The sequence below is a fragment of the Actinophytocola glycyrrhizae genome (assembly GCF_042653545.1).
In the GTDB taxonomy this organism is placed as follows: Bacteria; Actinomycetota; Actinomycetes; order Mycobacteriales; family Pseudonocardiaceae; genus Actinophytocola; species Actinophytocola glycyrrhizae.
Map to the genome: position 1 here is coordinate 146,179 of NZ_JBHSIS010000002.1, position 25,056 is coordinate 171,234.

A 25,056-nucleotide genomic window follows, 5' to 3' on the forward strand; every position below is an offset into this window, starting at 1 on the left:
GGCTCAGCCGACGGGGTAGGCCCGGCACGCGGTCGCGTCGCAGACCGCGAACCACGTGGCCGTGTCCTGCGCGGGCACGCCGCCGTAGGACCAGCCCTCGCCCGTCTTCAGGTCGTACCCGGCCGCGTCGGTCCTGGTGACGACGGCGTGGGTGTCGGTGATGGTCACGAGCGCGGCGTCGACGTTGCCGGGGAACGGGGCCCGCCACACCGGTTTCGCGTTGCCGACCCGGTAGGCGACCAGCTCGACGGTGCCCTCCGCGGCGGACTCGGCGACCAGCAGCGTCGTGTCGGACGCCGCGAGGGCCTGCCCCTTCTGCGGCGCCGACCACTCGATCGCGCCGGTCTCCACGTTCAGCACGCTCGGCGCACCGTTCTCGGTGGTCACCGCCATCCGGCCGCGGTTGCGGGAGACGGGCTGCCGCCCGCACCGCTTGCCGTCCAGTTCCTTGGCGGTGCGGGCCGTGTGCCGCCAGATCTCGTCGGCGCCGGCGACGGAGAACCCGATGAGGGTGGCGGTGCACCCGTCCGCCGGGTTGTCGTCGTGGTCTTCGGTGGTGACCACCATCCGTTCCGACGCGGTGCTGACCGATCCGATGTCCCCGTCCGGTCCCCGGAAGCCGCTGCCGAGTGTTGCGCCGGTGCCGGGGTCGTGGCTGGAGAGGACGTAGCTTTCCCTGCCGGTCGGGTAGGACCCGATGAGCAGGTACGGCGGTGTCGGCGCGGCCTGCGGTTCCTGGCTGTCGTTGACGACCCGGGAGCTGGCGTAGGTCGGGATGGCCCAGCGAATCGAGTTGGTGCGGGGGTCGCGGGCGCTGAGCTCACAGTCGCCGATGTGGTTGTTCTGCCCGCCGTAGCACACCGACAGGTAGATGGTGTCGGTGGTGACCGACCAGAACGAGGCCTCGGTCTCCCGCCAGAGCTCCGCGCCGGTCGCGGCGTCGAGCGCGACGATCACCTCCGGCTGGGGCCAGCGGTCCTCGTCGGGGTTGCGGTAGCCCAGGAACACCTGGGACCCGGTCACCTCGGCCCTGAAGTAGTCGGTGGCGGGCGGCGCGAAGCGCCACAGCTCCGTGCCCGCCCGGTCGAGACCGACGACGTCCTTGTCGTTCACCAGCACGTACCCGTGGTCGGTGACGGCGAACTCGGGCACGTCGTGCTCGTCGCTGCCCGGGGGCAGCGGCAAGGTCCACAACGGATTCCCCCGGAAGGAGGGCAGCGGCGCGGGCACGGCGGGCGTCGAGGTGTCCTGGCCGGTGGGAGGCGCGGCGAACTGGCTGCCCAACGTCGGCATCGTGCCGGGCGGCACCGGCCGGTCGGCGTCGCCGAGTGTGACGAGGAGGGTCGTCACGACCGCCGCCACCAGCAGGACCGCGGCGGCCGCGAGCACGAGCGGACGCCGACCGCGCAACGTCGCCAGGACATCGGGGCGGGCCGGCGCGCTGTCCACTTCGGCCGCCCGGTCGGCGTTGGCTGGCCGCGCGGCGGGTTCGGTCGACGACGCACCCCCGGCAGGCGGGTCGATCGGGTCGGTCATCGGGGCTCCTCCCTGACTGCCAGGGAGGATATTCGGCCAATCGTGCCCGCGATGGCGGAACGGCTGAATACGATGCCGGGCATCCCGCCGTGCGGGGCGCAGAGGAGACCTGACGGTGAGGAGTCCGAAGTGGAGTCGTCGCGGCCCGGCGCGCCACCGGCGCGGGAGCCCCGCCGGTACCCCGTCGCGCCGATCGTGTTCGGGGTGATCGCCGCCGTGGTCGCGGTGTGGATCACGGTGGTCGCGGTGAACGACCGCGATCCCGAGGCGACGGTCGAGGCCTACCTCACGGCGATCACGGAGAAGGACGTCGACGGCGCGCTCGCGCTCGTCTCCCGTTACGGGTACGGCGTGCCCTACGGCGACACCGCGGTCTTCCTGTCGCCGGAGGCCATCGGCGACGACTGGTGGGTGGTGTCGGTGACGGAGACAGACCGTGTCCTGCGCTCCACCGCCACGGTGAAGGCGGTGCTGGGCGGGCCGGGAGGCACCGCGGAGGGCGTGTTCACCGTGGACGAGCACGACGGCGAATGGCTGATGTCGGATCCGTTCGTGCGGGTGCGGTTCCCGCCGTCGCCGCTTGCCTACATCCGGGTCAACGACAAGGTCGTGCCCCGCCCGTACGACCTGAACAACCGGAGGAGCTACGTGTTGTTCCCCGGCACGTACCGCTTCTACGAGTCGGTGCGCGACGTCGTGGAAACGCGGGGAACCGAGGTGGTGGCGGCGTTCCCGCCCTCGGACTCGCACGAGACCACCATCGTCCCGGCCGCGCTCACCCCCGGCCGGGAAACCTTGGCACAGCTGCAGAAGGTGCTCCGGGAGCGCATCGACGAGTGCGCCCGGTTCGCCACCCAGGCCCCGTACGGTGGCTGTCCGTTCGCGACCGACGGCGAGATCGACACCCCGGACGGCAAGCGGGTGACAGACCTGCACGGTCTCACGTGGAAGGTGACCACCTACCCCGTCGCCGAGATGACCGACCAGCGCACCGACCAGTACAGCGCCGGTTTCACGCTGCGGTCCACCGAACCGGGCGCGATGGCGCTGAGCGGCAGCGGCACCGACTCCGACGGCAACCCGGCGACGTTCACCGTCACGTGCCGGATCGACCTGACCGGCCTGCTGGCCGGCGTCGGAGCGGACGGCAAGGTGGCACTCGTGGACGCCCCTGGCGCGCGCACCCCGGCAGCGGGCACCTTCAACACCTGCCTGCGCAACACATGACGACCCCGACGGAGCCACCGGACATGGCCGACACCGACCCCACCCCGGAAGCCCCCGCCTCGGGTGACGCCACATCGGACACTGCGGCCGCGGACTCTCCCCAACCCACCCCATCGGACGACGCGTCGCCGAAGGCCGAGGAACCCGCGACCCCGGAAGCCGAGACCACGCAACCGGAGACCGCCGCAACAGGGACCGCGGGCACCGCCTCCTCGCTCGGCGGGACCGTGCCCGCCTGGTGGACGTGGGTCGGGCGGCACCGCAAGCCGGTGCTGCTGGTGGCGGGTGTCCTGGTCGTCGGGCTGGTGGCGACGCTGGTCGCGGTATCGGTGTTCACGCGGGGCCCCAGGGACGTCGTCCAGTCCTACCTCGACGCCATCCGCGCGGGCGACACCGAGGAGGCGTTGCGGATCGCTGGTGAGCCGGAGGAGGACAACCGGCTGTCGTTCCTGTCCGGTGACGCGCTGGCCGAGGACTGGTCGGTCGACAAGGTCGTGGAGCGGCACGTGACCGACACCACCGCGGAGGTCGACGTCACGATCAGTGCGGGGGAAACCACCCAGCAGGGCCGGTTCCGCCTGGCGCACGGCGAGGACGGCTGGACCATCGAGGCACCGTTCGTCGAGGTGGACCTGCTGGTGCGCGACCTGGACGTCGTCGAGCTGGGTGGTGTGCGGCAGGCCGCGACGCCGGACCCCGCGACGGCCACGGTCCCGGTGCGGCTGTTCCCCGGGGTCTACGACCTGTACCCGAGCTTCGCCGACCGGCTCGCGTTCGAGCCGTCGCGGCTCGTCGCGGTGCCCAGCGAGTCGCGGGACCCGGCCGTCCGGTTCACGGCCGGGTACACGCTGACCGACGCGGGTGCCGACGCCGCGCAGCGGGCGATCGACGCGCACGTCGACGAGTGCGCGACGCAACGCGTCCTCGGGCCGCCGGGGTGCCCGTTCGACGCGGAGGAGAACCGCGGCGTCGGACGGATGGCCGAGGTGTCCGATGTGGCCTGGACGATCGTGAACCATCCCGAGGCCCACTTCGTCGTGCGGGACACCACCGGGCTGGACCTCGTGGTCCGCGAGCCGGGCACGGTCCGGCTGACCGGGACCGGCGTGCCCGAGGAGGGCGCTGCCCGCACCGACTTCGCCCTGACCTGCGAGTTCGGGCTGGACAACATGGCGGTCTCGGTGCGCGAGGACGGGTTCGACGTGGCGGGCGTCCTCGACGGCCGGTACTCGTCGGCGCTCAGCACGCTGTGCTTCTGACCGTAATCGGGATGACCGGCCCGCCGGGACGACCTACCCTGGCGTAGGTGATGCAGCAACTGCTCTACCTCTGAGGGACGACGCCTCCACCGGCACCGCGGTCCGCGGTGCCGGTGTTCGTCCTTTCTGCTCATCACGTTTCGCTGGAGGCAGTTCCTTCATGTCGTCTCATCTTTCGCTCGCCCCTGCGCGCGCGGCGCACGTCCGCGCGTCCGGGGTCCACATCTGCTTGGGTGGGCGGCCCGTGCTCGCCGGGGTCGACCTGGTCGCCGCCGCGGGTGACCGGGTCGCCGTCGTCGGCGAGAACGGTCGCGGCAAGACCACCCTGTTGCGGGTCCTCGCCGGGGACCTGCCCGCCGACCAGGGCGAGGTGCACCGTGCCGGGTCGGTCGGGGTGGCCGACCAGCAGCTCCCGCTCGGCGCGACCGACACCGTCGGCGACCTCATCGACCTCGAGCTGGCCGCCGCACGCGGTGCACTGGCCGGGCTCGACGACGCGACCGCCGCGCTCACCGACGGCAGTCCCGGCGCCGAGGACGCCTACGCGGCCGCGCTCGCGCAGGCCGAGGCGCTCGACGCGTGGGACGCCGACCGGCGGGTCGAGATCTCGCTGGCAGCGCTGAACGCGGTAGCCGACCGGGGCAGGGCGCTGGGCACGCTGTCGGTCGGGCAGCGGCACCGGGTGCGGCTCGCCTGCCTGCTCGGCGCGGGGCATTCCGTGCTGTTGCTCGACGAGCCGACCAACCATCTCGACGCCGACGGGCTCGGCCACCTCACCGAGCGGTTGCGTGCCCATCCTGGTGTGGTCGTGCTGGTCAGCCACGACCGGGCGCTGCTGGCGGACGTGGCGACCACCGTGCTGGACCTCGACCCGTCCAGCGACGGCAGGCCACGGGTGTACGGCGGCGGTTACGCAGGCCATGTCGAGGGCCGTCGTGCGGAGCGGGCCCGCTGGGAGGCGTTGCACGCCGATCAGCTCGCCGAGCGGCAGCGGCTGGCGGCGGACCTGTCCGCGGCGCAGAACCGGTTGCGGGACAACTGGCGGCCGGACAAGGGGCACGGCAAACACACCCGCGCCACCCGCGCACCGGGTCTGGTGCGGGCGGTGCACCGGCGGCAGGAGGACCTGGCGGCGCACGTGGTGGCGGTCCCGCCGCCGCCCATCCGGTTCGCGCTGCCCGACCTGCCAGAACACCGCGGCGCGACGTTGCTGCGGGCCGAGGGGGTGACCGTGGCGGGCAGGCTCACGCGGCCGGTGGACGTCGCGCTGGACTCGGGTGACCGGCTGGTGGTCACCGGCGCCAACGGCGCGGGCAAGTCGACGCTGTTGTCGGTGCTGGCCGGTGTGCTGGCGCCGGACACCGGTCAGGTCACCACCGCGAGGGGCGTGCGGGTGGGGTGGCTGGGTCAGGAGTCGGATCCGCCGGGCGGGCGCACCGCGGTGGAGCTGTATGACGAGCGGGTCGCCCGCAGCGGGCGCTCCGCGCCAGGGCTGGGTTCGCTGGGCCTGCTGGACCGCCGCGACACCCACCGGCCGGTGGCCGAGCTGTCGGTCGGCGCGCGGCGGCGGCTGGACCTGGCGCTGGTACTGGCGCGGCTACCGCACGTGCTGGTCCTCGACGAGCCGACCAACCACCTGTCGGCGACGCTGGTGGACGAGCTGACGGCGGCGCTCGGGTCGACGGGGGCCGCGGTGGTCGTCGCCACCCACGACCGGCAGTTGCTGCGCGACACCGGCGGGTGGCCTCGGCTGGCGCTGTGACTCCGAAACATTCCGCAATTACCGGTATTCCGAAACATTCGCGAAAATTATTGACAGTTCGTCGCGGGGCTACTCATACTTTTTCAGCGACCCCCTCCTCGACGAAGAGGAAGTACGCACATGAACGACACTTCCGTGCGCCCGAAAAGACGCAGACCCAGGTTTCTGATGGTCTTTTCGGCCGCCTTGGCGCTGGTGTTCTCCGTTTTGCTGCCACCAGGTATCGCCAACGCCATTACGACAAACCAAACCGGCAACCACAACGGCTACTTCTATTCTTTCTGGACCGACAGCCAGGGCACGGTCTCGATGGAACTCGGTGCCGGCGGCAACTACACCACGTCCTGGCGCAACACCGGGAATTTCGTGGCGGGCAAGGGCTGGCAGACCGGCGGGCGCAGGAGTGTCACCTACTCCGGCAGCTTCAACCCGTCGGGCAACTCCTATCTGACGCTGTACGGGTGGACGAGAAACCCGCTCGTCGAGTACTACGTCGTCGACAACTGGGGTACCTACCGCCCGACCGGAACCTTCATGGGGACGGTCACCAGTGACGGCGGCACGTACGACATCTACAAGACGACGCGGTACAACGCCCCGTCGATCGACGGCACCCGTACCTTCGACCAGTACTGGAGTGTCCGGCAGTCGAAGAAGACGGGCGGCACGATCACCTCCGGCAACCACTTCGACGCGTGGGCGCGCCAGGGCATGAACCTGGGCAGCCACGACTACATGATCATGGCGACGGAGGGGTACCAGAGCAGCGGCAGCTCCAACATCACCGTCGGTTCCGGCGGCGGTGGTGGCGGAGGTGATGGTGGCGGAGGTGGTGGTGGCGGAGGTGGTGGTGGCTGCACCGCGACGCTGTCCGCCGGTGACCAGTGGTCGGACCGCTACAACCTCAACGTCGCGGTGTCGGGCGCCAGCTCCTGGACGGCGACGATGAACGTCCCGTCCCCGGCGTCGATCATCGCGACGTGGAACGTCAACGCCGACTGGCCCTCGTCCCAGCAGCTGGTCGCCACGCCGAACGGCAACGGCAACAACTGGGGCGTCACCATCCGGCACAACGGGAACTGGACCTGGCCGACGGTCTCCTGCAGGACGGGTTGACCCGAACGCACGCGCCGCGCCGCCGACCGGCGGCGCGGCGCTGGACCATGTGAAGACTCCCGCTTGCGCGGGCTGTGCCGGATTCGTTGCCGTCGCTAGGTTCGAGGCCATGGCACACATCGATCTCGGCGTCGACGAGACCCTGTTCCCCGGCATCACAGGGCCGATGAAGTACCGCCCGGAGACCGGGAACCCGTTGAACGAGCTGGCGGAGGTGCTGCTGCGCAGGCAACCGCATCCGCTGACCCCCGGTGAGCGGGAGCTGATCGCGGCGTACGTTTCGGGGCTCAACGAGTGCACCTTCTGCTGCTCGTCGCACTCCGCGTTCGCCGCGGCCCAGTTGCCGACCGGGATGGCGCTGGTCGACCAGGTCCGCGCCGACCTCGACAGCGCGCCGGTCACGCCGAAACTGCGTGCCCTGCTGCGGATCGCGGCCGCTGTGCAGGAGTCGGGCCGCAAGGTCACCCCGGACCTGGTCGAGGCGGCCCGCGCCGAGGGTGCGGTCGACCTGGAGATCCACGACACGGTGCTGATCGCGGCGGCGTTCTGCATGTTCAACCGCTACGTCGACGGGCTGGCCACGTTCGCCCCACCGGACCAGGACGCCTACACGGGCATGGCCGCGCGGATCCTCGAACAGGGGTATGGCGTGCCGGACTGAACGCGGGGGGTTCAGTCCGCGGTGGAGGCAGGCCCGCCGCCGGTTCGGTGGCGGGCCTGCCGCCAGGAAGGTTCAGCTGCGCTTGTACTTCTCCCACCACGTGAAGGGCACGCGGTAGGCCTGCGGGGTGTTGTCGGCGGCGTGGTTGGCGAGGCCGTTCCTGCCGTAGTAGTAGTCGTGGATCTGGTTGCGGGCGGGCCGGGACATGTCCGGGTCGGAGATGCCGTTGGCGTGGATGTGGTAGGCGAACCCGTCGCTGGGGGTGCGCAGCCACGCCGCGAACCCGACGGTGCGCAGTGCGCGGATGGTCTGCCACCGCTGGGTCGTGGTCATGCTGCTGACGCTGATGTCGACGACCCCGCCGCCGTCGTGGGTGCCCGCGGAGTCGGGGTTGCTCGACGTGTACGAGCCCTGGGTCAGGGTCAGGCTCCACGAGAGCATGCCGTCGGCGGCGCGGAGCATGTCGGCGGTCCTGGTGTTGACGCGTTTGCCGCCGTAGGAGGCGGTGCGGGAGCCCGCGGTGACGGTTCTGGTCACGCCGAAGCGGCCGGACCCGAGCTGGGTCAGTGAGGTGCGGCCGGGGACGCCGTTGGCGTCGAGACCGGAGAAGCCGAGGCTGCGCTGCCAGGCGGCGTACCCGTCCAGGGTCGAGGTGCCGTAGTGCCCGTCGACCTGGGCCGAGGCCAGCAGTCCCTTGGCCTGCAACGCCCGCTCCACGGCAAGCACGTGCGGCCCGCACCCCGAGGTGAGGCCGGTGCCCGACTTCGGTGGGTCGACCTGGCACGCGAGCAGCACCAGCTCCATGTCGACGGTCGCCAACGCGGTGGTGGCCGTGGCGGCCTGTGTGCCTGCCAGCGCGGGCACGGCCAGCGCCGCACCGGCGGCCAGCCCGCGGGAAAGCAGTTGGCGCCTCGTGTACTGGTTCATCAGCACGCTCCGTTCGTCCAGTTGCGCCGGCATCGTGACAACCCGGAGTACAAGAGACGTACAAACGGATCTGCGTGCCTTCGTGCGAGGTCCGCGCCTGACCGACAGTCACCTCGATGGGACCGGTCCTTGACGTGGCGGCGCCGAGCGGCTTGTTTGAAAGAAACACACACAGCCGGGAGGCGCCATGCCGGTCGGGGCGAAGCTGTCGATGGTTCTGCTCTCGGTGGTGGTCGCGGCGGGCGGGGCGCCGGTGCCCGCCGTGGCCGCGCGGGCGCCCGCGGCGGTGAGTGAGTTCCTCGGGGCGGTCACGCTGGTCACCGGCGACCACGTGACCGTGCGCAGGGTCGGCACGCAGCTGGTGCCGCAGGTGCGGCCGGGGGCCGGGCGGCAGCACGTGCATTTCGCCACGACGCGGGTGGACGACGCGCTGCTGGTGGTGCCGCACGACGCGTGGCGGGCGGTGCGGACCGGGCAGGTGGACCGACGGCTCTTCGACGTCGCGGGGTTGCTGCGCGACGGGTACGGCGACGCGGGCCGGGCCGACATCCCGTTGATCGTGCAGGGTGGTCCGGCGGGCCCGGCGGCGACCGTCACCGCCGAGTTGTCCACTGTGGACGCGGTGGCGGTCAGTCAGCCCAAGGAGAGCACGGCCGGGTTCTGGGCCGCGCGGCGGGGCCGGGTCTGGCTGGACGGGCTGCGGCACCCCAGTCTGGACGTGAGCGTCCCGCAGGTCCAGGCGCCCAGGGCGTGGGAGGCGGGCTGGACCGGTGAGGGTGTGCCGGTCGCCGTGCTGGACACCGGGGTCGACGACACGCATCCTGACCTGCGCAGGCAGATCTGGGCCACGAGGAACTTCACGGCGGAGGCGGGTGTCCGGGACCGGGACGGGCACGGCACGCACGTCGCTTCGACGGTCGCGGGCACCGGCGCCGCGTCGGGCGGGCGGTTCAAGGGGGTCGCTCCGGGCGCGAAACTGCTGGTGGGCAAGGTGTGCGGGGGTGCGGGCTGTCCGGAGTCGGCGATTCTGGCGGGGATGGAGTGGGCCGCGGCGAAGGGCGCGAAGGTCGTGAACCTGAGCCTGGGTGGTCCGGACACCGCGGGTGAGGACCCGCTGGAGTTGGCGGTGGCGCGGCTGAGCGCCGAGTACGGCACCCTGTTCGTGGTCGCCGCCGGCAACGACGGCGGTTACGGCGCGGAGACGGTCTCCTCCCCCGCCAGCGCCGACGCGGCGCTGGCCGTGGGTGCGGTGGACGACCAGGACGTGCTCGCCGGGTTCTCCGGGCGGGGGCCGAGGGTGCACGACGCGGCGTTGAAGCCGGAGATCACGGCGCCGGGTGTGGAGATCACCGCGGCGCGGTCCCGGTTCTCCACACGGGGCGAGCGCGGGGACCGGTATGTCGCGCTCAGCGGCACGTCGATGGCAACCCCGCACGTGGCCGGGTCGGCCGCGATCCTGGCGCAGCGGCACCCGGAGTGGACGGGTGCGCAGCTCAAGGCGGTGCTGGTGGGCGCGGCCGAGCCGGTGGCGGACGCGGGGGTCTACGAGCAGGGCGCGGGCCGGGTGGACGCCGCGCGCGCAGCCGGGCAGGACGTGGTCGCCGAGCCGGCGACCGTTTCGGTGGGGCGGATGAGCTGGCCGCACGAGGACGACGCGACCATGACCAGGACGGTCACCTACCGCAACGACGGCGGTGTGCCGCGCACGCTGCGGCTGGCCCTGCCGGTCAGCGGTCCCGGCGGCGAACCGGTGCCCGAGGGGATGTTCGGGCTCTCCGCGCGGACGGTGACGGTGCCCGCGCACGGCACCACCGGGGTCGAGGTCACGGTGAACACGGCGCTGCCCGCCGCGGCGGGCACGTTCGGCGCGCGTGTCGAGGCCACCGACGACACGGGGGTCCGGGTGGTCACACCGGTGGCGGTGGACCGGGAGCCGGAGAGCTACGACCTGACGCTGAGGACGCTGGACGCCACCGGCGCGCCGACCGACGACCACTTCTCGTTCGTGTTCGGTCTCGACCAGACGCGGTTCCGTCCGGTGCCGGGCGTCGGTGGCGCCGGGACGCTGCGGGTGCGGGCCGGCCGGTACCACGTGGACGGCGCGCTCAGCACGCCGCGGCCGGGTGGGCGGCTGTTCGACTCCGCGAAGGTGGTCCACCCGACGGTGGACGTGCGGGCCGACACGACGGTGGTGCTCGACGCGCGCACGGCGGCGCCGGTGTCGGTGACGTTCGACCGGCCGGAGGTGGCGCCGGAGGCGGTGGCCGTGACGTACACCAGGTTCACCCCGGACACCGCGCTTTCCACGGGCGTGCTTGGTGACACCTTCGACCGGATCGGCGTCGGTCAGGTCGGGGAGCCGGCACGCGAGGAGGAGATCGTCACGAGCCTTGGCGGGGTGTGGGCGGTGCCGGACGCGGACGGCGAGGTGGCGCGCAGCACCGTGACCTACAACCTGGCGTGGTTCGAGTACGGGGCCGTGCCCACCGGGTTCGCCCGGCATGTCGTGGACGGTGACCTGGCGCAGGTGCGCAGCACCTACCGCGCGCAGGCCGACCGCAAACGCGGCACCAAGGTGTGGGTCGCGCAGGAGCCCAGGGCCGGGGTGGCCGGCGGTTTCGGGTTCGGTTTCCGGTTGCCGTTGACGCGCACGGAGTTCCACAACGTCGACGGGACGCGGTGGTCGGGTGAGCTGCAGCAGTGGTCGATGGTGCGCGGGCAGGTGCGCACGGAGACGGTGCTGACCGGTGGCGTGGTGGACCACGTGCCTGGCCGGGTGGCCGACGAGGAGTGGAACACCGCGGTGTTCGGGCCGGGGTTCACCGCCGACGGCGAGTTCGCGAGCCGGTCGGGCGACGTGCTCGCGGTGAACCTGCCGCTCTACGGCGACGCGGGCCTCGACCGCGCCGGAGTGTCCGAAGTGGACTCGGGGCGCACGGTGCTGTACCGGGAGGGGGTCAAGGTCGGTGCGACCACGCAGCCGGGTGTGGGCCAGTTCGAGGTGCCTGCCGGGCGGTTCACCTACCGGCTGGAGGTCGACTCGGTCCGCAGCGGCGTTGCGGACCTCTCGACGCGGATCTCGGGTGTGTGGACGTTCGGTTCGCAGCGCCCGCCGGAGCCGGACCCGAAAACGAAGGGCAAGGGCGGCACCGGGCTGCCGTTGATGGCGGTGCGTTTCGCGCCGCCGGGGCTCGACCCGGACAACGCGGCGACGAGCACGTCGGTGCGGATCCCGGTCGCGGTGCAGCGGCAGCACAACGCGCCAGCGGCGGAGGTGACCGGGCTGTCGGTGGCGGCGTCCTTCGACGACGGACGGACGTGGCGGCCGCTGACGGTGACGATGGACCGGCCCAGCGGCGGCACGGTGGAGATCACGCATCCGCGCGGGGCCCGGTATGTCTCGCTGCGGGCACAGGCGAGCGACTCCGCGGGCGACACGGTCACCCAGACCGTGATCCGCGCGTACCGGGCCAGGTGATCGGCGGGCCCTCCCCTGACCGGTTCGGTTGTGTCCGGATTAGGCCACGCGGATGGTTCTGTGGGCTCCTTCAGCCCTTCTCGTTCCCAGATCGTTGAGTCCTGACCGGTCTTGCGGTTTGGTGGTGGACGGATCACCACATGGTGGTCCGCACGTGCGCGGCTCTCCTGAGGGCAGGACCCGCGCGCGCCCTGCGTCGAGGAGGACCGGACATGAGACGTCCGAGAAACACACATCTGCTGAAGACCGGACTGGTCGCGGCCGCGGTCGTCGCGGCGAGCCTGAGCTTGGGCACGACGGCCAGCGCGGCCGACGGGAAGGTGCTCGGCACCAACGCCGAGGGCACCATCAAGGACAGCTACATCGTGGTGCTCAAGGAAGGGGCGGCCTCGGCGGCGAGTGTCGCCGACGCGCACAACGCGAAGGTCACCCACACCTACCGGGCGGCGCTGCACGGCTACGCCGCGACGATGAGCGAGGCGGACGCCAAGCGCACCGCGGCGGACCCGTCGGTCGACTACGTCGAGCAGAACCGGGTGATCTCCGCGCTGGAGACGCAGCCGAACCCGCCGTCGTGGGGTCTTGACCGGGTCGACCAGCGCACGCTGCCGCTCGACAGCAGCTACACGTACCCGAACTCCGGTTCCGGCGTGACCGCGTACATCATCGACACCGGCATCCGCACCTCACACAGCGACTTCGGTGGCCAGGCCACGTGGGGCACGAACACCGTCGACTCCAACAACACCGACTGCAACGGCCACGGCACGCACGTGGCGGGCACGGTCGGCGGCACCGCGCACGGGGTGGCCAAGGACGTCGACCTGGTCGCGGTGAAGGTGCTGAACTGCCAGGGTTCCGGCACGCTCGCCGGTGTCGCGCAGGGCATCGACTGGGTGACCGCGAACGCGGTGAAGCCCGCCGTGGCCAACATGAGCCTCGGCGCGACCGGCACGAACGCCACGCTCGAGAACGCGGTGCGCAACTCGATCAGCTCGGGCGTGACCTACGCGATCGCGTCGGGCAACTCGAACGCGGACGCGTGCAACTTCACCCCGGCCCGCACGCCGGAGGCGATCACGGTCAACTCGACCGACCGCACCGACGCACGGTCGTCGTTCTCGAACTTCGGCACCTGCACCGACATCTTCGCACCGGGCCGCGACATCACCTCGGCGTGGAACACCAGCGACTCCGCGACGAACACGATCAGCGGCACGTCGATGGCGACCCCGCACGTCGCCGGTGCCGCCGCGGTGTACCTGGGTTCGCACCCGAACGCGACCCCGGCCGCGGTGCAGACCGCGCTGAAGGACTTCGCCAGCATCGGCAAGGTCACCAACGCGGGCGCTGGCTCGCCGAACAACCTGCTGTACGTCGGTGAGGGCGCCGACCCGGACCCGGGCGACCCGGGTGACCCCGGTGAGCCGCCGGCGTGCGACGGCGTTGCCGCGTGGAGCGCTTCGTCGCTGTACTTCTTCGGTTCCGAGGTGAGCCACAACGGTCACGTGTGGATCCTGGCGGCGTTCTACTCCTACGGGGAGGCGCCGGGCACCACGACGTCATGGCTCGACATGGGCGCGTGCTGATCTGACCGCACCGCGGTGAACGTGGTTGTGGCGGGAGTCCTCCGGCTCCCGCCACAACCACGTCCGTGTCTTGCGCGCGGGCCCGCACCCGACCAGCAGCCACCTCAGGGAACGTGACGGCACTGCGCCCGCGGTCCGCGGTTGCCACCGGGTCGCGACCAACACTTCTGAATGCGGGGAGGCGGGCTAGCGGAGTCGTGTGCCCATCTTCCCGATGAACGCCAGCACGTCGTCCTGGTCCTTGTCCGGCAGGCCGATGACGACCTCGGCCACGCCGAGGTCGTCGAGGTGCGCCACTCGTTCGGGGTCGGCGCGGCCGCCGAGCGCGACGACGTAGGGCCTTCCGGTGCGGCCCGCGTCGGCCCAGTGCCGCTCCAGCAGCCGGACCTGGTCGGCGATGTCGGTCTCGTACGGGGTGGTGATCCAGCCATCGGCGTTGGCCGCGACCCACCTGAAGGTGCGTTCGGTGCCACCGGCCCCGACGAGCAGCGGCACGTGGTCCTGCACGGGTTTGGGGTATGCCCAGCTGCCGCCGAAAGACACGAACCGGCCGTCGTAGGCGGCGACCTCCTCGGTCCACAGTGCACGCATCGCCTCGACGTACTCGCGGAGCGCGGTGTACCGGTACCTGGCCGGGATGCCGTGGTCGGCGAGTTCGTCGGTGTTCCAGCCGAACCCGGCGCCGAGGGTGACCCGGCCACCGGACAGGTGGTCCAGGCTCGCGACGGTCTTGGCGAGGGTGATCGGGTCGGACTCCACGGGTAGTGCGACCGCGGTGCCCAGCCGGATCGTCGAGGTGACCGCGGCGGCGGTCGCGAGGGACACCCACGGGTCGAGGGTGCGCAGGTAGCGGTCGTCGGGGAGTTCGGAGGTGCCGGTGCGGGGGTGTGCGGCCGCCCGCCGGACGGGCATGTGGGTGTGCTCTGGCACGTAGAACGAGTAGAACCCGGCGTCTTCGGCCGCTTTGGCGCACACGGCGGGCGTGATCCCGCGGTCGCTCGTGAACAGCACGATCCCGAAGCGCATGCACACCCCCGTGAACTAGAACGTGTTCTACTTCACGGTAGTGCCTGTCCCCCGCTCCCCGCCACCGCACGTGCCGGACGAAACCCATCGCGGTGAGCGGGCCCGCCCGCGGCGAGAAGCGTCCCGGTGACATCGCTCAGCGCGGTGTCGAGGATGTCCAGGCCGCGGTCGATCTCGCTGTCGGTCGCGGTGAGCGGTGGGGCGATGCGGAACGTGCCGCCAAGGCCCGGCAACTGCACGATGTTCATGTGCAGCCCGAGTTCGGCGCAGCGCCTCGTGACGGCGGCACCGATCCGGTCGGCGTCGGTCCCGTCCACCCCGTCGACCAGTTCGAGCCCGACCAGCAGGCCACGGCCCCGGACGTCACCGATCACCGGGTGCCGGGCCGCCAGCTCGTGCAGTCCGGCGCGCAGCCGTTCGCCGAGTACGCCGGCGCGCAGGTCGAGGCGGTCGCGGGCGAGCACGGTCAGGACGGTGTTCCCGACGGCAGCCGGGAGCGGGTCGTTGACGTGCGTGGTGAAGAACAGGAACCCGCGGTCGTACGCCTCCTGCTCGATCTCGGCACTGGTGACCACAGCCGCGAGCGGCAGCCCGGCGCCGAGCGTCTTGGACAAGGTGAGGATGTCGGGTACGACACCGTCGCGTTCGAACGCGTACCAGTCGCCGGTGCGGCACAACCCGGTCTGAGCCTCGTCCAGAATCAACAGCATGCCCCGTTCGCGGCACTTGTCGCGCAGCGCGGCCAGGTAGCCGGGCGGGAGGTCGATGACGCCACCCGAGCTGAGCACCGGCTCGACCAGGCAGGCCGCGAGGCTGCCAACGGACTGGGCGTCGATCATCGCGAAACCGAGGTCGAGCTGACGGCGCCAGTCCAGGACGCCGTCCGCGTCGACGATGTCGGGCCGGAACCGATCGGGCACCGGCAACGCGAAGTTACCGGGGGCGGCGGGCCCATACCCGGCGCGACCCGCGCTGTAGGTGGCGTTCGCGGCGGCCTGGGTCATGCCGTGCCAGGACCGGGCAAAGGAGACGACCTCGTGCTTGCCGGTGACGAGCTTGGCCATCCGCAGCGCCGCCTCGTTCGACTCGGCGCCGGTGGTCAGGAGCATGGTCTTGGTCAACGGCGCGGGCAGGGTGTCCGCGAGCCTGCCCGCGAGGTCGAGCACAGGGCGGCTGAGCATGCCGCTGTAAAGGTGGTCGAGCCGCGCGACCTGCTCGCGGACCGTCGCGACGATCTCCGGATGGGAGTGGCCGAGGATCGCGCTCATCTGCCCGGAGGTGAAATCCAGGAGCGCACGCCCGTCGGAGGTGAACACCGTGCTGCCCTCGGCCCGGTAGATGACGTCCTCGCTGAAGCCGCCGCGGCCGGAATAGCGGACCAGGTGGCGGGTGATGTCGTCCATGCCTCGACGCTACGAACCGGCGACCGTGCACGTCCATCACACGATACCGCCGACGCTGTTCGCCAAAACCGCACAGCCGCCCCCAGAATGGCCGCATGTTGAACCCGTGGCGGCTGCGTATGCTCGGCCTGCTCGACAGCCTCGGCACGGTCCGCGCGGTCGCCGAGGCACTGCACATGAGCCCGTCGACGGTGTCCCAGCAGCTCGCGGTGCTCGAGTCCGAGACACGCAGCACACTCCTGGAACGCTCCGGGCGCCGGGTGCGGCTGACCAGGACCGGGCTCGTACTGGCCCGCCGCGGCCGCGAGATCCTCGACCGGATGGCCGAAGCGGAGGCGGAGCTTCGTGCGCTGAACGACGAACCGATCGGCACCGTACGGGTCGGGGTGTTCCAGAGCGCGATCCACACCCTCGCCGTCCCCGCCGCGGCCCACCTGGCCGGCTCACACCCGCACCTGCACGTGGAACTGATCGAGCACGAACCACACGAGAGCGGACCCGCGTTGCGCGCGGGCGAGGTGGACGTGATCGTCACGACCACCGACTACGTCGAGTTCCCATGGGACCAGGACCTGGAGATCGTCCCGCTGGGCACCGACCCGGTGGTGCTGGTCCTGCCGGACGACCACCCGCTCGCGCGCCGCAGAGTGGTCGACCTCGCCGCGTGCGCGAACGAGACATGGGCGTGTGACCGGCCGGGTTCCTACATGGCGGACCTGACCTCGCGGCTGTGCCGCGAGTCCGGGTTCGAGCCGAGAGTGGCCTGCCGGTTCGGCAACTACCTGCTGCTGCTCCAGCACGTCGAGGCCGGCCGGTCGGTCACGTTGCTGCCCGCGCTCGCGGTGTCGGCGGGCCACGCGGTCGTGACCCGCGAGCTCACCACGCCGGTGCACCGCAACGTCACGATCGCGGTGCGGCGGGGCGCGGCCCCACGTGCGGCGGTGGGCGCGGTCGTCAGCGCACTGCTCGACCACCCCGACATTCCCGCGCTGTCGGCGCCCGGCTCGTCCTAGCCGCTCACCCCGGAGCGCCCTGGTTTATGCCCTGAAAGGCGCGTTCAGGGCGCTGGGCGCCCTGAACGGCCCATTCACGGCACCGGCCCAGCCCCGTCTCGGGCGACCGCAGGAGTGTGGGGGTCGTGCCTGATGAGATCCTCGACGAGGAATCAAGACGACCAATGACATCCTGTGCACATGGGTCGTGACGAGATGCGCGCGGGCGACAACGATCGCCAGGCGGTGGCAGACAAGCTCAAGCAGGCACACGACGAGGGCAGACTGGAACTCGTCGAGTACGACGAACGCCTCCAACGGGCCTACGCGGCCAAGACCTACGGCGACCTGAAGGGACTGCTCGACGACCTGCCCACAGCCCCACTCCCCGCCAGGACCCGGGCCACCGACCCGGCACCGACCACGACAGCACCGCCACCGACGGCCAGGGCGGACCGCGCCGGTCAGCTCGTCCGAGCCTGGCTCGGCGGCTTCGGCGGCGTCTTCGTACTCGGCACCGTTATCTGGCTCGTGTCCAGCATCGCCTCCGGCCAACCGCAGTACTTCTGGCCCGTCTGGCTGCTCATCCCGATGGCACTCGGCGCACTCGGCCGCTTCCGCGACCGCTGACCGGACCGGTCAGCGGCAGGACCGCCGCAGATCCTGCCGCGACACCACACCGACCAGCCTGCCGTCCCAGTCCGTCACGAACAGCCTGCGCATCCCGGTCCCCGCCAGCACGCGGGCCACGAAGCTCACCGGCTCCTCGACGTGGACCGCACGCACCGAAGCGCCTATCACCTCAGCAGCGGTCCGCCCGTGCGCTGGCAGCCACCGCGCACGGCCGAGAACGAGATCCGCCTCGGACACCACCCCGAGCGGCATACCGCGGCCGTCGACCACCGGCAGCGCACTGAGTCCGCTCTCGGCCATCGCCACCACCAGCTCCCGGACCGGCATCTGTGGCTCGACGGTCACCACGCACCTCGTCATCACCGACGCCACCGTCATCTCGTGCACAACAGCCGCCTCCTTCGCCCCCTGCGTCGAGCAGACCCGGCCCGGCGACTCAGGACAAGAGGACTAATCCCTCTCATCACAGTGGATCTGAGCCCCACGAACAGCGCCACCGGATACGAGAGCCTGCCCTTCCCTCTTTGCTGTTTTGTGTAGTCGTCGTGGCGTGGCGGGCCGGCGCCACACGCTGGCGCACTAAAATTGGACATCTATATAGTTGATAGTAGTTAATAAAGAGGGGAGTCCGGCGACCTGTCGGCACACCTCATTGAATGTCCGATAGGGACAGTCGTGGCCGGGTGGCGATCCGGCCGGCCACCCCAGGATCCGCGCGCTTCCCCGCCGCCGTGCGTTCCCGGCAGGACATCGCGAAGCCGCGTGCACCGGTCCCCTGGTCCGGCGGGACCGCGGTCCTCAGCCAGCCGAAGAAGGCCTCACGCCGAGGTGCTCAGGAACGCGCGGCCTCCGCCGCCTTGAGGCGGGCCACCTCGTCGCGCACCTCGGCCTGCGTGGCGCGTTCGCGCCGCAGCCAGTCGGGATCGTCGGCCTTCAGCTCGTCGATCTGCTCGGTGGTGAGCGCACCCGTGATGCCTGCCCGCGTCAGACCGCTGATCGACACCCGCAGCCGCGCGGCGACGACCTGCCTCGGGTGCGGGCCGTTGCGGCGCAGGTCGCGCAGCCACTCCGGCGGGTCGGCCTGCATGGCGTTCAGGTCGTCGCGCGAGACGGGGCCCGCCTGGAAGTCCGCGGGGGTGGCCTCGAGGTACACACCCAGCTTCTTCGCCGCGGTCGCGGGCTTCATCGTCTGGGGTGTCTTGCGCGACGTCATGGCGTCGAGGGTAACGGTCGGTGCGGCGGCGGCGCGCACGCCCGGTAATCTGCCCACGTGACCGGCCAGGACGTCCCGCCTTCGTTCACGCTCGGTTACGTCCCCGGCGTGACGCCCGCCAAGTGGGTGCGGACGTGGCAGGAGCGGGTGCCCGACGTGCCACTGAACCTCGTGCAGGTGCCCGCGGCCGACGCGGCCTGCCTGGTCCGCGACGGTGCCGCGAACGCGGTCCTCCTGCGGCTGCCGGTCGACCGCACGGGACTGCACGCGATCCCGCTCTACACCGAGACGACCGTGCTCGTCATGCCGAAGGACCACCACCTAGCCGCGGCCGACGAGCTGACCTGCGAGGACGTGGCGGACAGCGTCGTGCTGCAGCCGCTCGACGACACCCTCGACTGGGCCGGCCCCCCCGGCACGCGGGCGGCGCAGCGGCCGGCCAGCACCGAGGACGCCGTCGAACTGGTGGCCGCCGGGATCGGGCTGCTGGTGGTCCCCCAGTCCCTCGCCCGGCTGCACCACCGGAAGGACCTCACCTACCGGCCGCTCACCGACGTGCCGCGGTCCGGCGTCGCCTTGTCGTGGCAGGCGGACGAGACCACCGACCTGATGGAGGAGTTCATCGGGATCGTCCGGGGACGCACGGTCAACAGCTCCCGCGGCCGCAGGCCGGAGCGAGCCGAGCCGCAGCGCACCGAACCGCGCGAACCCAGGGGCGTCAACGACACGCGCCGCCGCCAGGGGACCAGGAGCCGCAAGCCCCGGCGCCGGTAGTCCTGCCGCCAGGCGGACGAGTCAGTGCGTGCTGAGCGCGGAAAGCCTGCCTGGCGCGTGGCCGAACTCGGCTGCGTGACGAGGGTCGGACGGTGGTGGTGCTCCGGGGAGCGTGGAGTACGCCACGTGCCCGGTTCCCGGAATTTCCGGAACATTTCGAAGCGAATTCCTGGCCCTTTCGGAAACAGTTTGACCGAATGCGAGACATCGATCTAGAATAATTCCGGTACATTATCGATAATTTCGGTTCACTCTCGCGCGGGCACGCGGCGGTTCCTCAATTCCCGGCGTCCTTTGTGGAGGCAGGGAGAAAGTCGAGCCGCCTTCCCCCGGAAGGAGAGCCATCGATGTTCACGAGAACGATCGTCGCGGTTGCCGTGGCGGCACTCGCGACAGCGGGCGCCGCCACGGCAACCGCGAGTCCGCCACCAGACGAGGTCACGTTCGCGGCCGCCGGTGTCGAGGACGACGGCGCGGACTGCCCCGTGACGCTGCCCGGTTCGCTGACGGCGAACTCGCGTCTCCCGGACCCCTTCACGAAGATCGACGGCACGCGGGTCACCGCCAAGTCGCAGTGGCGGTGCCGCCGCGCGGAGATCAAACAGCTGGCGGAACGGTACGTCTACGGCGAGAAACCACCGAAACCGTCGAGCGTCACCGGGACGGTGTCGAGCAGCAACATCACGGTGAACGTGTCGCACAACGGGCGGAACGCGAGCTTCTCGGCGAGTGTCCAGCTGCCCAATGGCTCCGGGCCGTTCCCCGCGGTGGTCGTGCTCGGCGGGTTCGGCGCGGACACCGCGACCATCCGGGCCGCGGGCGCCGCCGTCATCGACTACGACCCGCTCGCGGTCGGCAGGGAAGGCACCCCGCGCAACAACAAGCAGGGCGCGTTCTACACGCTGTACGGCGCGACCAGCAGCACCGGGCTGCTCGCGGCGTGGTCGTGGGGCGTCAGCCGGATCATCGACGTGATCGAACAGTCCGGCGGCAACGTGCTGAGGGCGGACGCGACCGGTGTCACCGGCTGCTCCCGCTACGGCAAGGGCGCGTTCGCTGCGGGGGCGTTCGACCAGCGCATCGCGCTGACCATGCCGATCGAGTCGGGCAGCGCCGGTGCGCCGGTCTTCCGCGGCCTGCAGGGCGAGTCCGGTGCGCAGCCCCTGAGCAGCGCCTACGGCGAGCAGCCGTGGCTCGGAGACGCGTTCAGCTCGTTCACCGCCAACCCGGCGAACCTGCCGGTGGACACGCACGAGGTCGTCGGCATGATCGCGCCACGCGGCCTGTTCATCATGGAGAACCCGCACGTCGACTGGCTCGGTGCCCGCTCGGGCAGCGTGGCCGCACTCGGTGGCGCCGAGGTGTACAAGGCGCTCGGAGCCGGCGGCAACATCAGCTACTGGTCCGACGTCCAGGACGGCACGCACTGCGCGTCGCGGTCGGAGTGGCGCACACCGCTGCAGCAGAGCATCCAGCGGTTCCTGGTGGGCACTGGCAGCGCCCCAGCCGTGTTCCGGATCTCCAGCAGGAAGGCGGGCGACCTGTCCGAGTGGCGGACGTGGCAGACGCCGACGCTGTCCGACGGCCCGCCCACCGACCCGCCGCCCGCGGCCGGCTGCACGGCGACGGCGTCGGTCAGCCAGTGGACGGGCGGGTTCGTGGCCACGGTCCGGGTCACCGCTGGTTCCTCGCCGGTCGCCGGGTGGACCGTCACCACGGCGCTCCCGTCGGGCACACGCATCGTCAACGCGTGGGAGGCGACCCGCAGCGCCGACACCGGCACGGTGACGTTCACCAACGTCGGGCACAACGGCGCCGTCGCGGCGGGCCAGTCGGTCGAGTTCGGGTTCCAGGGCTCTGGGACCGGCACCGGGATGACACCGGCCTGCGCCGCCAGGTAGGTCAGCACCGGGCGGACCGGTGACGAACAACCCGCTGCCCGGGCCGGCGAGGGGCCGGCCCGGGCAGCGGGTCACCGAAGAACGGTCAGACCAGGTCGAACCGGTCGGCGTTCATGACCTTGTCCCACGCGGAGACGAAGTCACGGACGAACTTCTCCCCGGCGTCGTCGCTGGCGTAGACCTCGGCGACGGCACGCAGCTCGGAGTTCGAGCCGAACAGCAGGTCGACGCGGCTGCCGGTCCATCTGACCTCGCCCGTCGCGCGGTCGCGGCCCTCGAAGGTCTCCGCGTCCTCGGACACCGGCTGCCACTCCGTGCCCATGTCGAGCAGGTTGGCGAAGAAGTCGTTGGTCAGCGACCCCGGCGCCGAGGTCAGCACACCGAGCGCGGACTGCTGGTAGGTCGCGCCGAGCACCCGCATGCCGCCGACGAGGACGGTCATCTCGGGCGCGCTCAGGTTCAGCAGGTTCGCGCGGTCGATCAGCAGGTACTCCGACGGCAGCCGGTTGCCCTTGCCCCGGTAGTTGCGGAACCCGTCCGCCTTCGGCTCCAGTGCCTCGAACGACTCGATGTCCGTCTGCTCCTGCGACGCGTCGGTGCGGCCCGGCGTGAACGGCACCTCGACGTCATGACCCGCGTTCCTGGCGGCCTGCTCGACCGCCGCGACGCCACCGAGCACGATCAGGTCGGCGAGCGAGATCCGCTTGCCGCCGGTCTGCGCGCTGTTGAACGACTCCTGGACGCCCTCCAGCGTGCGCAGCACCCCGGCGAGCTGGTCTGGCTCGTTGACCTCCCACTCGCGCTGCGGCGCGAGTCGGACGCGGGCGCCGTTCGCGCCACCGCGCTTGTCGCTGCCGCGGAACGTCGATGCCGACGCCCACGCGGTCGAGACCAGCTGCGCGACCGTCAGGCCCGACGCCAGGAGCTGGGCCTTGAGCGCCGCGACGTCCTGCGCCCCGACCAGCTCGTGGTCGACGGCGGGGACGGGGTCCTGCCAGATCAGCTCCTCCCTCGGCACCAGCGGGCCGAGGTAGCGCTGGATCGGGCCCATGTCCCGGTGGGTCAGCTTGAACCAGGCACGGGCGAACGCGTCCGCGAACTCCTGCGGGTTCTCGTGGAACCGCCGCGAGATCGGCCCGTAGACCGGGTCGAACCGCAGCGCCAGGTCCGTGGTGAGCATGGTCGGCGGCCGCTTCAGCTCGCCGGTCTCCGGGTCGGGGATGGTGTCGGCCCCGGCCCCGTCCTTGGCCACCCACTGGTTGGCGCCCGCCGGGCTCCTGGTCAGCTCGTACTCGTAGCCGAACAGGTTGTCGAAGAAGCCGTTGCTCCACCGGGTCGGCGTCGAGGTCCAGGTGACCTCCAGACCACTGGTGATGGCGTCGCGGCCCTTGCCGCTGCCGAAGGAGTTGCGCCAGCCGAGCCCCTGCTCCTCGATCGAGGCGCCCTCCGGCTCCGGGCCGACGTGGATGTCCGGGTCGGCCGCGCCGTGGGTCTTGCCGAACGTGTGGCCACCCGCGATCAGCGCGACGGTCTCCTCGTCGTTCATCGCCATCCGGCGGAACGTCTCCCGGATGTCCCTTGCCGCGGCGAGCGGGTCTGGGTTGCCGTTGGGGCCCTCCGGGTTGACGTAGATGAGGCCCATCTGAACGGCGGCGAGGGGGTTCTCGAGCTCGCGGTCACCGCTGTAGCGCTCGTCGCCGAGCCAGCTGCGCTCCGGGCCCCAGTACACGTCCTCGTCGGGCTCCCACACGTCCGCGCGGCCGCCTGCGAAGCCGAAGGTCTTGAAGCCCATGGTCTCCAGGGCGCGGTTGCCCGTGAAGACCATCAGGTCGGCCCACGAGATCCGGCGGCCGTACTTCTGCTTGACCGGCCACAGCAGACGGCGGGCCTTGTCGAGATTCCCGTTGTCGGGCCAGCTGTTCAGGGGCGCGAAGCGCTGCATGCCCGCACCGGCGCCGCCGCGGCCGTCCTCGATGCGGTACGTGCCCGCGCTGTGCCACGCCATGCGGACCATCAGGCCGCCGTAGTGGCCGAAGTCGGCGGGCCACCAGTCCTGGGAGGTCGTCAGCACCTCGTCGACGTCCCGCGCGAGCTCGTCGAGGTCGAGGCTGTTGAACTCGGCCGCGTAGTCGAAGTCCCCGCCCATGGGGTCGGCCACCGGGTTGTGCTTGCGCAGGATCGCGAGGTTCAGCCGGTTCGGCCACCAGTCGCGGTTGCTCCCACCCTCGGTCGGGTGGTTGAAACGCCCCGTGGAGACCGGGCAGCCGCCGGCGCCCTCCACGTTCATCTCGCCAACGACAGCGTCAGGACTGTCAGACACAGGATTCCTTCCGGGGATCGGGGACTTGCTCAGGAACTCGTTGTGGTGGAGCAGCCGGGGCACAGGCCCCGGTAGACGACTTCGGCCTCGTCGATCACGAAGCCGAGGTCGTCGGAGCCCGTCAGGCACGGGGCGGTGCCGACGGCGCAGCCGACGTCGGCGATGGCACCGCAGGACCGGCACACGACGTGGTGATGGTTGTCCCCGACCCGTGCCTCGTACCGCGCGACGGAGCCGGGTGGCTCGATTCGCCGCAGCAGCCCGGCTGTGGTGAGCGCACGCAGGACGTCGTAGACGGCCTGGTGGGACACCCCACCGAGATCCGAGCGCACGATACCGATGATCGAATCGGTGTCGGTGTGCGGATGGGCGTGCACCGCGGACAGCACCGCCACCCGGGGGCGCGTCACACGCAGCGCGACACCGCGCAGCATGTGTTCGAAGTCCGCCGTGGTGGGCACGGCCGCAGTCTTGCGACTTTTCTTGAATGAGTCAAGTCTTGTGGGCGAGACGTCGTCACGAGCGCGGGCAGTGCGTGAGCACACCGCGCAGCGCGTCCCGCTCGTCGCGGTCGACGGTCAGGTCGTAGCGGTCCTTGGTGAGGACCCAGCGGATGGCGTAGGCGCACCGGTCCTGGTCCGGCAGCCAGGACGCCGGGTCCTGGTCGCCCTTCTGCCGGTTCGACGTGGCGGACACCACGACGAGCTGGTCGAGGTCGTTCGCGAACGCGGCCCGCTGGTCACGGGTCCACTTCCTGGTGCCGCTGCGGGCAGCCTCAGCCAACGGCACCAGGTGGTCGAGGTCGGCCTCGCTCGCGTCGTGGAGCACCAGACCGTCGTAGTCGGACACCCACGTGCCGGACACCGCGCGGCACTCGTCGTCGGTGACGACGTCGGTGCCCTGTTGCCGCAGCGCCACCTCTCGGGTGTTGCAGCCCTCCCCCTGGCTCGACCAGTGCGGCCACTGGTCGCGGTCGTAGCGGAAGCCGGTGTCCTCCTCGGCGACCGTCAGGCCGTCGAGCACGGTCACCGCCGTCGCGGGATCGGCGGGCAGCGGGGCGGACGGGGTCTGGCCGGCCTCCGTCGGGTCGCTGGTGAACCACCAGACGGCCACGGCGACGGCGAGCGCGACGAGCGTTCCGAGCAGGCGGCCTGCACTCCGGGAACGGGCACGGGGGGACACGCGGTGATCATCGCACCCCGGCACCCGGATCCCCTCGGGAACCGCCGCCCTGCCGGA

The 25,056-nt window shown here is 71.3% G+C and carries 20 protein-coding genes; 11 read left to right on the forward strand and 9 right to left on the reverse strand.

The genetic code is table 11. The features are described 5' to 3' along the window. Positions 1-3 precede the first annotated feature (3 nt). Positions 4-1,536: an outer membrane protein assembly factor BamB family protein gene (locus ACFPCV_RS00680; protein WP_378053302.1), complete on the reverse strand. Its 1,533-nt coding sequence runs from the start codon at positions 1,534-1,536 to the stop codon at positions 4-6. A gap of 129 nt (positions 1,537-1,665) precedes the next feature. Here ACFPCV_RS00680 and ACFPCV_RS00685 point away from each other — a divergent pair, with 129 nt between their 5' ends. The 5 genes from ACFPCV_RS00685 to ACFPCV_RS00705 all read left to right on the forward strand — a co-directional run bounded on the left by ACFPCV_RS00685 (position 1,666) and on the right by ACFPCV_RS00705 (position 7,561). Continuing rightward, complete coding sequence (locus ACFPCV_RS00685; RefSeq protein ID WP_378053304.1) at positions 1,666-2,763, forward strand: hypothetical protein; 1,098 nt, start codon at positions 1,666-1,668, stop codon at positions 2,761-2,763. Positions 2,764-2,786: 23 nt separating this feature from the next. After that, the gene (locus ACFPCV_RS00690) at positions 2,787-4,022 is read left to right on the forward strand and encodes a hypothetical protein (RefSeq protein WP_378053306.1); all 1,236 of its coding nucleotides are present in this window, start codon (positions 2,787-2,789) and stop codon (positions 4,020-4,022) included. Positions 4,023-4,182: 160 nt separating this feature from the next. Continuing rightward, a complete protein-coding gene (locus ACFPCV_RS00695; RefSeq protein WP_378053308.1) occupies positions 4,183-5,784 on the forward strand; it encodes an ABC-F family ATP-binding cassette domain-containing protein in 1,602 nt (533 codons plus the stop codon). 168 nt (positions 5,785-5,952) lie between these two features. Beyond that, positions 5,953-6,900: a glycoside hydrolase family 11 protein gene (locus ACFPCV_RS00700; RefSeq protein WP_378053310.1), complete on the forward strand. Its 948-nt coding sequence runs from the start codon at positions 5,953-5,955 to the stop codon at positions 6,898-6,900. 109 nt (positions 6,901-7,009) lie between these two features. Further along, positions 7,010-7,561, forward strand: a complete 552-nt coding sequence (locus ACFPCV_RS00705; RefSeq protein ID WP_378053312.1) for a carboxymuconolactone decarboxylase family protein — start codon at positions 7,010-7,012, stop codon at positions 7,559-7,561. Between the two features lie 72 nt (positions 7,562-7,633). On the opposite strand, the gene ACFPCV_RS00710 is transcribed toward ACFPCV_RS00705, so the two are convergent. Continuing rightward, positions 7,634-8,488, reverse strand: a complete 855-nt coding sequence (locus tag ACFPCV_RS00710) for a peptidoglycan-binding protein (protein WP_378053314.1) — start codon at positions 8,486-8,488, stop codon at positions 7,634-7,636. A 187-nt stretch (positions 8,489-8,675) separates the two neighbouring features. On the opposite strand from ACFPCV_RS00710, the gene ACFPCV_RS00715 reads away from it, so the two are divergent. After that, positions 8,676-11,966: a S8 family peptidase gene (locus ACFPCV_RS00715; protein WP_378053316.1), complete on the forward strand. Its 3,291-nt coding sequence runs from the start codon at positions 8,676-8,678 to the stop codon at positions 11,964-11,966. A gap of 212 nt (positions 11,967-12,178) precedes the next feature. After that, positions 12,179-13,555, forward strand: coding sequence for a S8 family serine peptidase (locus tag ACFPCV_RS00720; protein ID WP_378053318.1), 1,377 nt, complete (start codon positions 12,179-12,181; stop codon positions 13,553-13,555). A gap of 186 nt (positions 13,556-13,741) precedes the next feature. Here the strand turns inward: ACFPCV_RS00720 and ACFPCV_RS00725 are convergent, their stop codons facing one another. Then, positions 13,742-14,581 (reverse strand): LLM class F420-dependent oxidoreductase, encoded by an 840-nt coding sequence (locus ACFPCV_RS00725; protein WP_378053320.1) that lies wholly within the window; start codon positions 14,579-14,581, stop codon positions 13,742-13,744. Positions 14,582-14,613: 32 nt separating this feature from the next. Beyond that, positions 14,614-15,984: an aspartate aminotransferase family protein gene (locus tag ACFPCV_RS00730; RefSeq protein ID WP_378053322.1), complete on the reverse strand. Its 1,371-nt coding sequence runs from the start codon at positions 15,982-15,984 to the stop codon at positions 14,614-14,616. Between the two features lie 95 nt (positions 15,985-16,079). Between ACFPCV_RS00730 and ACFPCV_RS00735 the strand changes: the two genes are divergently transcribed. Next, positions 16,080-16,997 carry a LysR family transcriptional regulator gene (locus ACFPCV_RS00735; protein ID WP_378053324.1) on the forward strand — a complete coding sequence of 306 codons (918 nt, stop codon included), beginning with the start codon at positions 16,080-16,082 and terminating at the stop codon, positions 16,995-16,997. A gap of 180 nt (positions 16,998-17,177) precedes the next feature. Continuing rightward, complete coding sequence (locus ACFPCV_RS00740; protein ID WP_378053326.1) at positions 17,178-17,606, forward strand: DUF1707 SHOCT-like domain-containing protein; 429 nt, start codon at positions 17,178-17,180, stop codon at positions 17,604-17,606. 9 nt (positions 17,607-17,615) lie between these two features. Here ACFPCV_RS00740 and ACFPCV_RS00745 read toward each other — a convergent pair whose 3' ends face one another. Both ACFPCV_RS00745 and ACFPCV_RS00750 read right to left on the reverse strand, forming a co-directional pair. After that, the gene (locus ACFPCV_RS00745) at positions 17,616-17,987 is read right to left on the reverse strand and encodes a CBS domain-containing protein (protein ID WP_378055000.1); all 372 of its coding nucleotides are present in this window, start codon (positions 17,985-17,987) and stop codon (positions 17,616-17,618) included. Positions 17,988-18,441: 454 nt separating this feature from the next. Further along, complete coding sequence (locus ACFPCV_RS00750) at positions 18,442-18,822, reverse strand: DUF5997 family protein (RefSeq protein WP_378053328.1); 381 nt, start codon at positions 18,820-18,822, stop codon at positions 18,442-18,444. Between the two features lie 57 nt (positions 18,823-18,879). On the opposite strand from ACFPCV_RS00750, the gene ACFPCV_RS00755 reads away from it, so the two are divergent. Both ACFPCV_RS00755 and ACFPCV_RS00760 read left to right on the forward strand, forming a co-directional pair. Further along, the gene (locus ACFPCV_RS00755; RefSeq protein WP_378053330.1) at positions 18,880-19,596 is read left to right on the forward strand and encodes a LysR family substrate-binding domain-containing protein; all 717 of its coding nucleotides are present in this window, start codon (positions 18,880-18,882) and stop codon (positions 19,594-19,596) included. Between the two features lie 347 nt (positions 19,597-19,943). Continuing rightward, on the forward strand, positions 19,944-21,497 hold the full coding sequence (locus ACFPCV_RS00760) for a glucuronyl esterase domain-containing protein (RefSeq protein ID WP_378053332.1): 1,554 nt from the start codon (positions 19,944-19,946) through the stop codon (positions 21,495-21,497). Between the two features lie 85 nt (positions 21,498-21,582). On the opposite strand, the gene katG is transcribed toward ACFPCV_RS00760, so the two are convergent. The 3 genes from katG to ACFPCV_RS00775 are packed head-to-tail and all read right to left on the reverse strand — an operon-like array spanning position 21,583 to position 24,999. Beyond that, positions 21,583-23,817 carry a catalase/peroxidase HPI gene (gene katG, locus ACFPCV_RS00765; RefSeq protein ID WP_378053334.1) on the reverse strand — a complete coding sequence of 745 codons (2,235 nt, stop codon included), beginning with the start codon at positions 23,815-23,817 and terminating at the stop codon, positions 21,583-21,585. A 29-nt stretch (positions 23,818-23,846) separates the two neighbouring features. Then, positions 23,847-24,278, reverse strand: a complete 432-nt coding sequence (locus ACFPCV_RS00770; RefSeq protein ID WP_378053336.1) for a Fur family transcriptional regulator — start codon at positions 24,276-24,278, stop codon at positions 23,847-23,849. A gap of 55 nt (positions 24,279-24,333) precedes the next feature. Beyond that, on the reverse strand, positions 24,334-24,999 hold the full coding sequence (locus tag ACFPCV_RS00775; RefSeq protein ID WP_378053338.1) for an HNH endonuclease family protein: 666 nt from the start codon (positions 24,997-24,999) through the stop codon (positions 24,334-24,336). Between the last annotated feature and the right edge of the window lie 57 nt (positions 25,000-25,056).

Bases quoted from the DNA above. Each gene is read 5' to 3' on its own strand.
- ACFPCV_RS00730 (WP_378053322.1), bottom strand. From the start codon at position 15,984: ATGGACGACATCACCCGCCACCTGGTCCGCTATTCCGGCCGCGGCGGC.
- ACFPCV_RS00710 (WP_378053314.1), bottom strand. From the start codon at position 8,488: ATGAACCAGTACACGAGGCGCCAACTGCTTTCCCGCGGGCTGGCCGCC.
- ACFPCV_RS00745 (WP_378055000.1), bottom strand. From the start codon at position 17,987: ATGACGGTGGCGTCGGTGATGACGAGGTGCGTGGTGACCGTCGAGCCA.
- ACFPCV_RS00735 (WP_378053324.1), top strand. From the start codon at position 16,080: ATGTTGAACCCGTGGCGGCTGCGTATGCTCGGCCTGCTCGACAGCCTC.
- ACFPCV_RS00705 (WP_378053312.1), top strand. From the start codon at position 7,010: ATGGCACACATCGATCTCGGCGTCGACGAGACCCTGTTCCCCGGCATC.
- ACFPCV_RS00750 (WP_378053328.1), bottom strand. From the start codon at position 18,822: ATGACGTCGCGCAAGACACCCCAGACGATGAAGCCCGCGACCGCGGCG.
- ACFPCV_RS00715 (WP_378053316.1), top strand. From the start codon at position 8,676: ATGCCGGTCGGGGCGAAGCTGTCGATGGTTCTGCTCTCGGTGGTGGTC.
- ACFPCV_RS00725 (WP_378053320.1), bottom strand. From the start codon at position 14,581: ATGCGCTTCGGGATCGTGCTGTTCACGAGCGACCGCGGGATCACGCCC.
- ACFPCV_RS00740 (WP_378053326.1), top strand. From the start codon at position 17,178: ATGGGTCGTGACGAGATGCGCGCGGGCGACAACGATCGCCAGGCGGTG.
- ACFPCV_RS00720 (WP_378053318.1), top strand. From the start codon at position 12,179: ATGAGACGTCCGAGAAACACACATCTGCTGAAGACCGGACTGGTCGCG.
- ACFPCV_RS00760 (WP_378053332.1), top strand. From the start codon at position 19,944: ATGTTCACGAGAACGATCGTCGCGGTTGCCGTGGCGGCACTCGCGACA.
- ACFPCV_RS00680 (WP_378053302.1), bottom strand. From the start codon at position 1,536: ATGACCGACCCGATCGACCCGCCTGCCGGGGGTGCGTCGTCGACCGAA.
- ACFPCV_RS00700 (WP_378053310.1), top strand. From the start codon at position 5,953: ATGGTCTTTTCGGCCGCCTTGGCGCTGGTGTTCTCCGTTTTGCTGCCA.
- ACFPCV_RS00695 (WP_378053308.1), top strand. From the start codon at position 4,183: ATGTCGTCTCATCTTTCGCTCGCCCCTGCGCGCGCGGCGCACGTCCGC.
- ACFPCV_RS00690 (WP_378053306.1), top strand. From the start codon at position 2,787: ATGGCCGACACCGACCCCACCCCGGAAGCCCCCGCCTCGGGTGACGCC.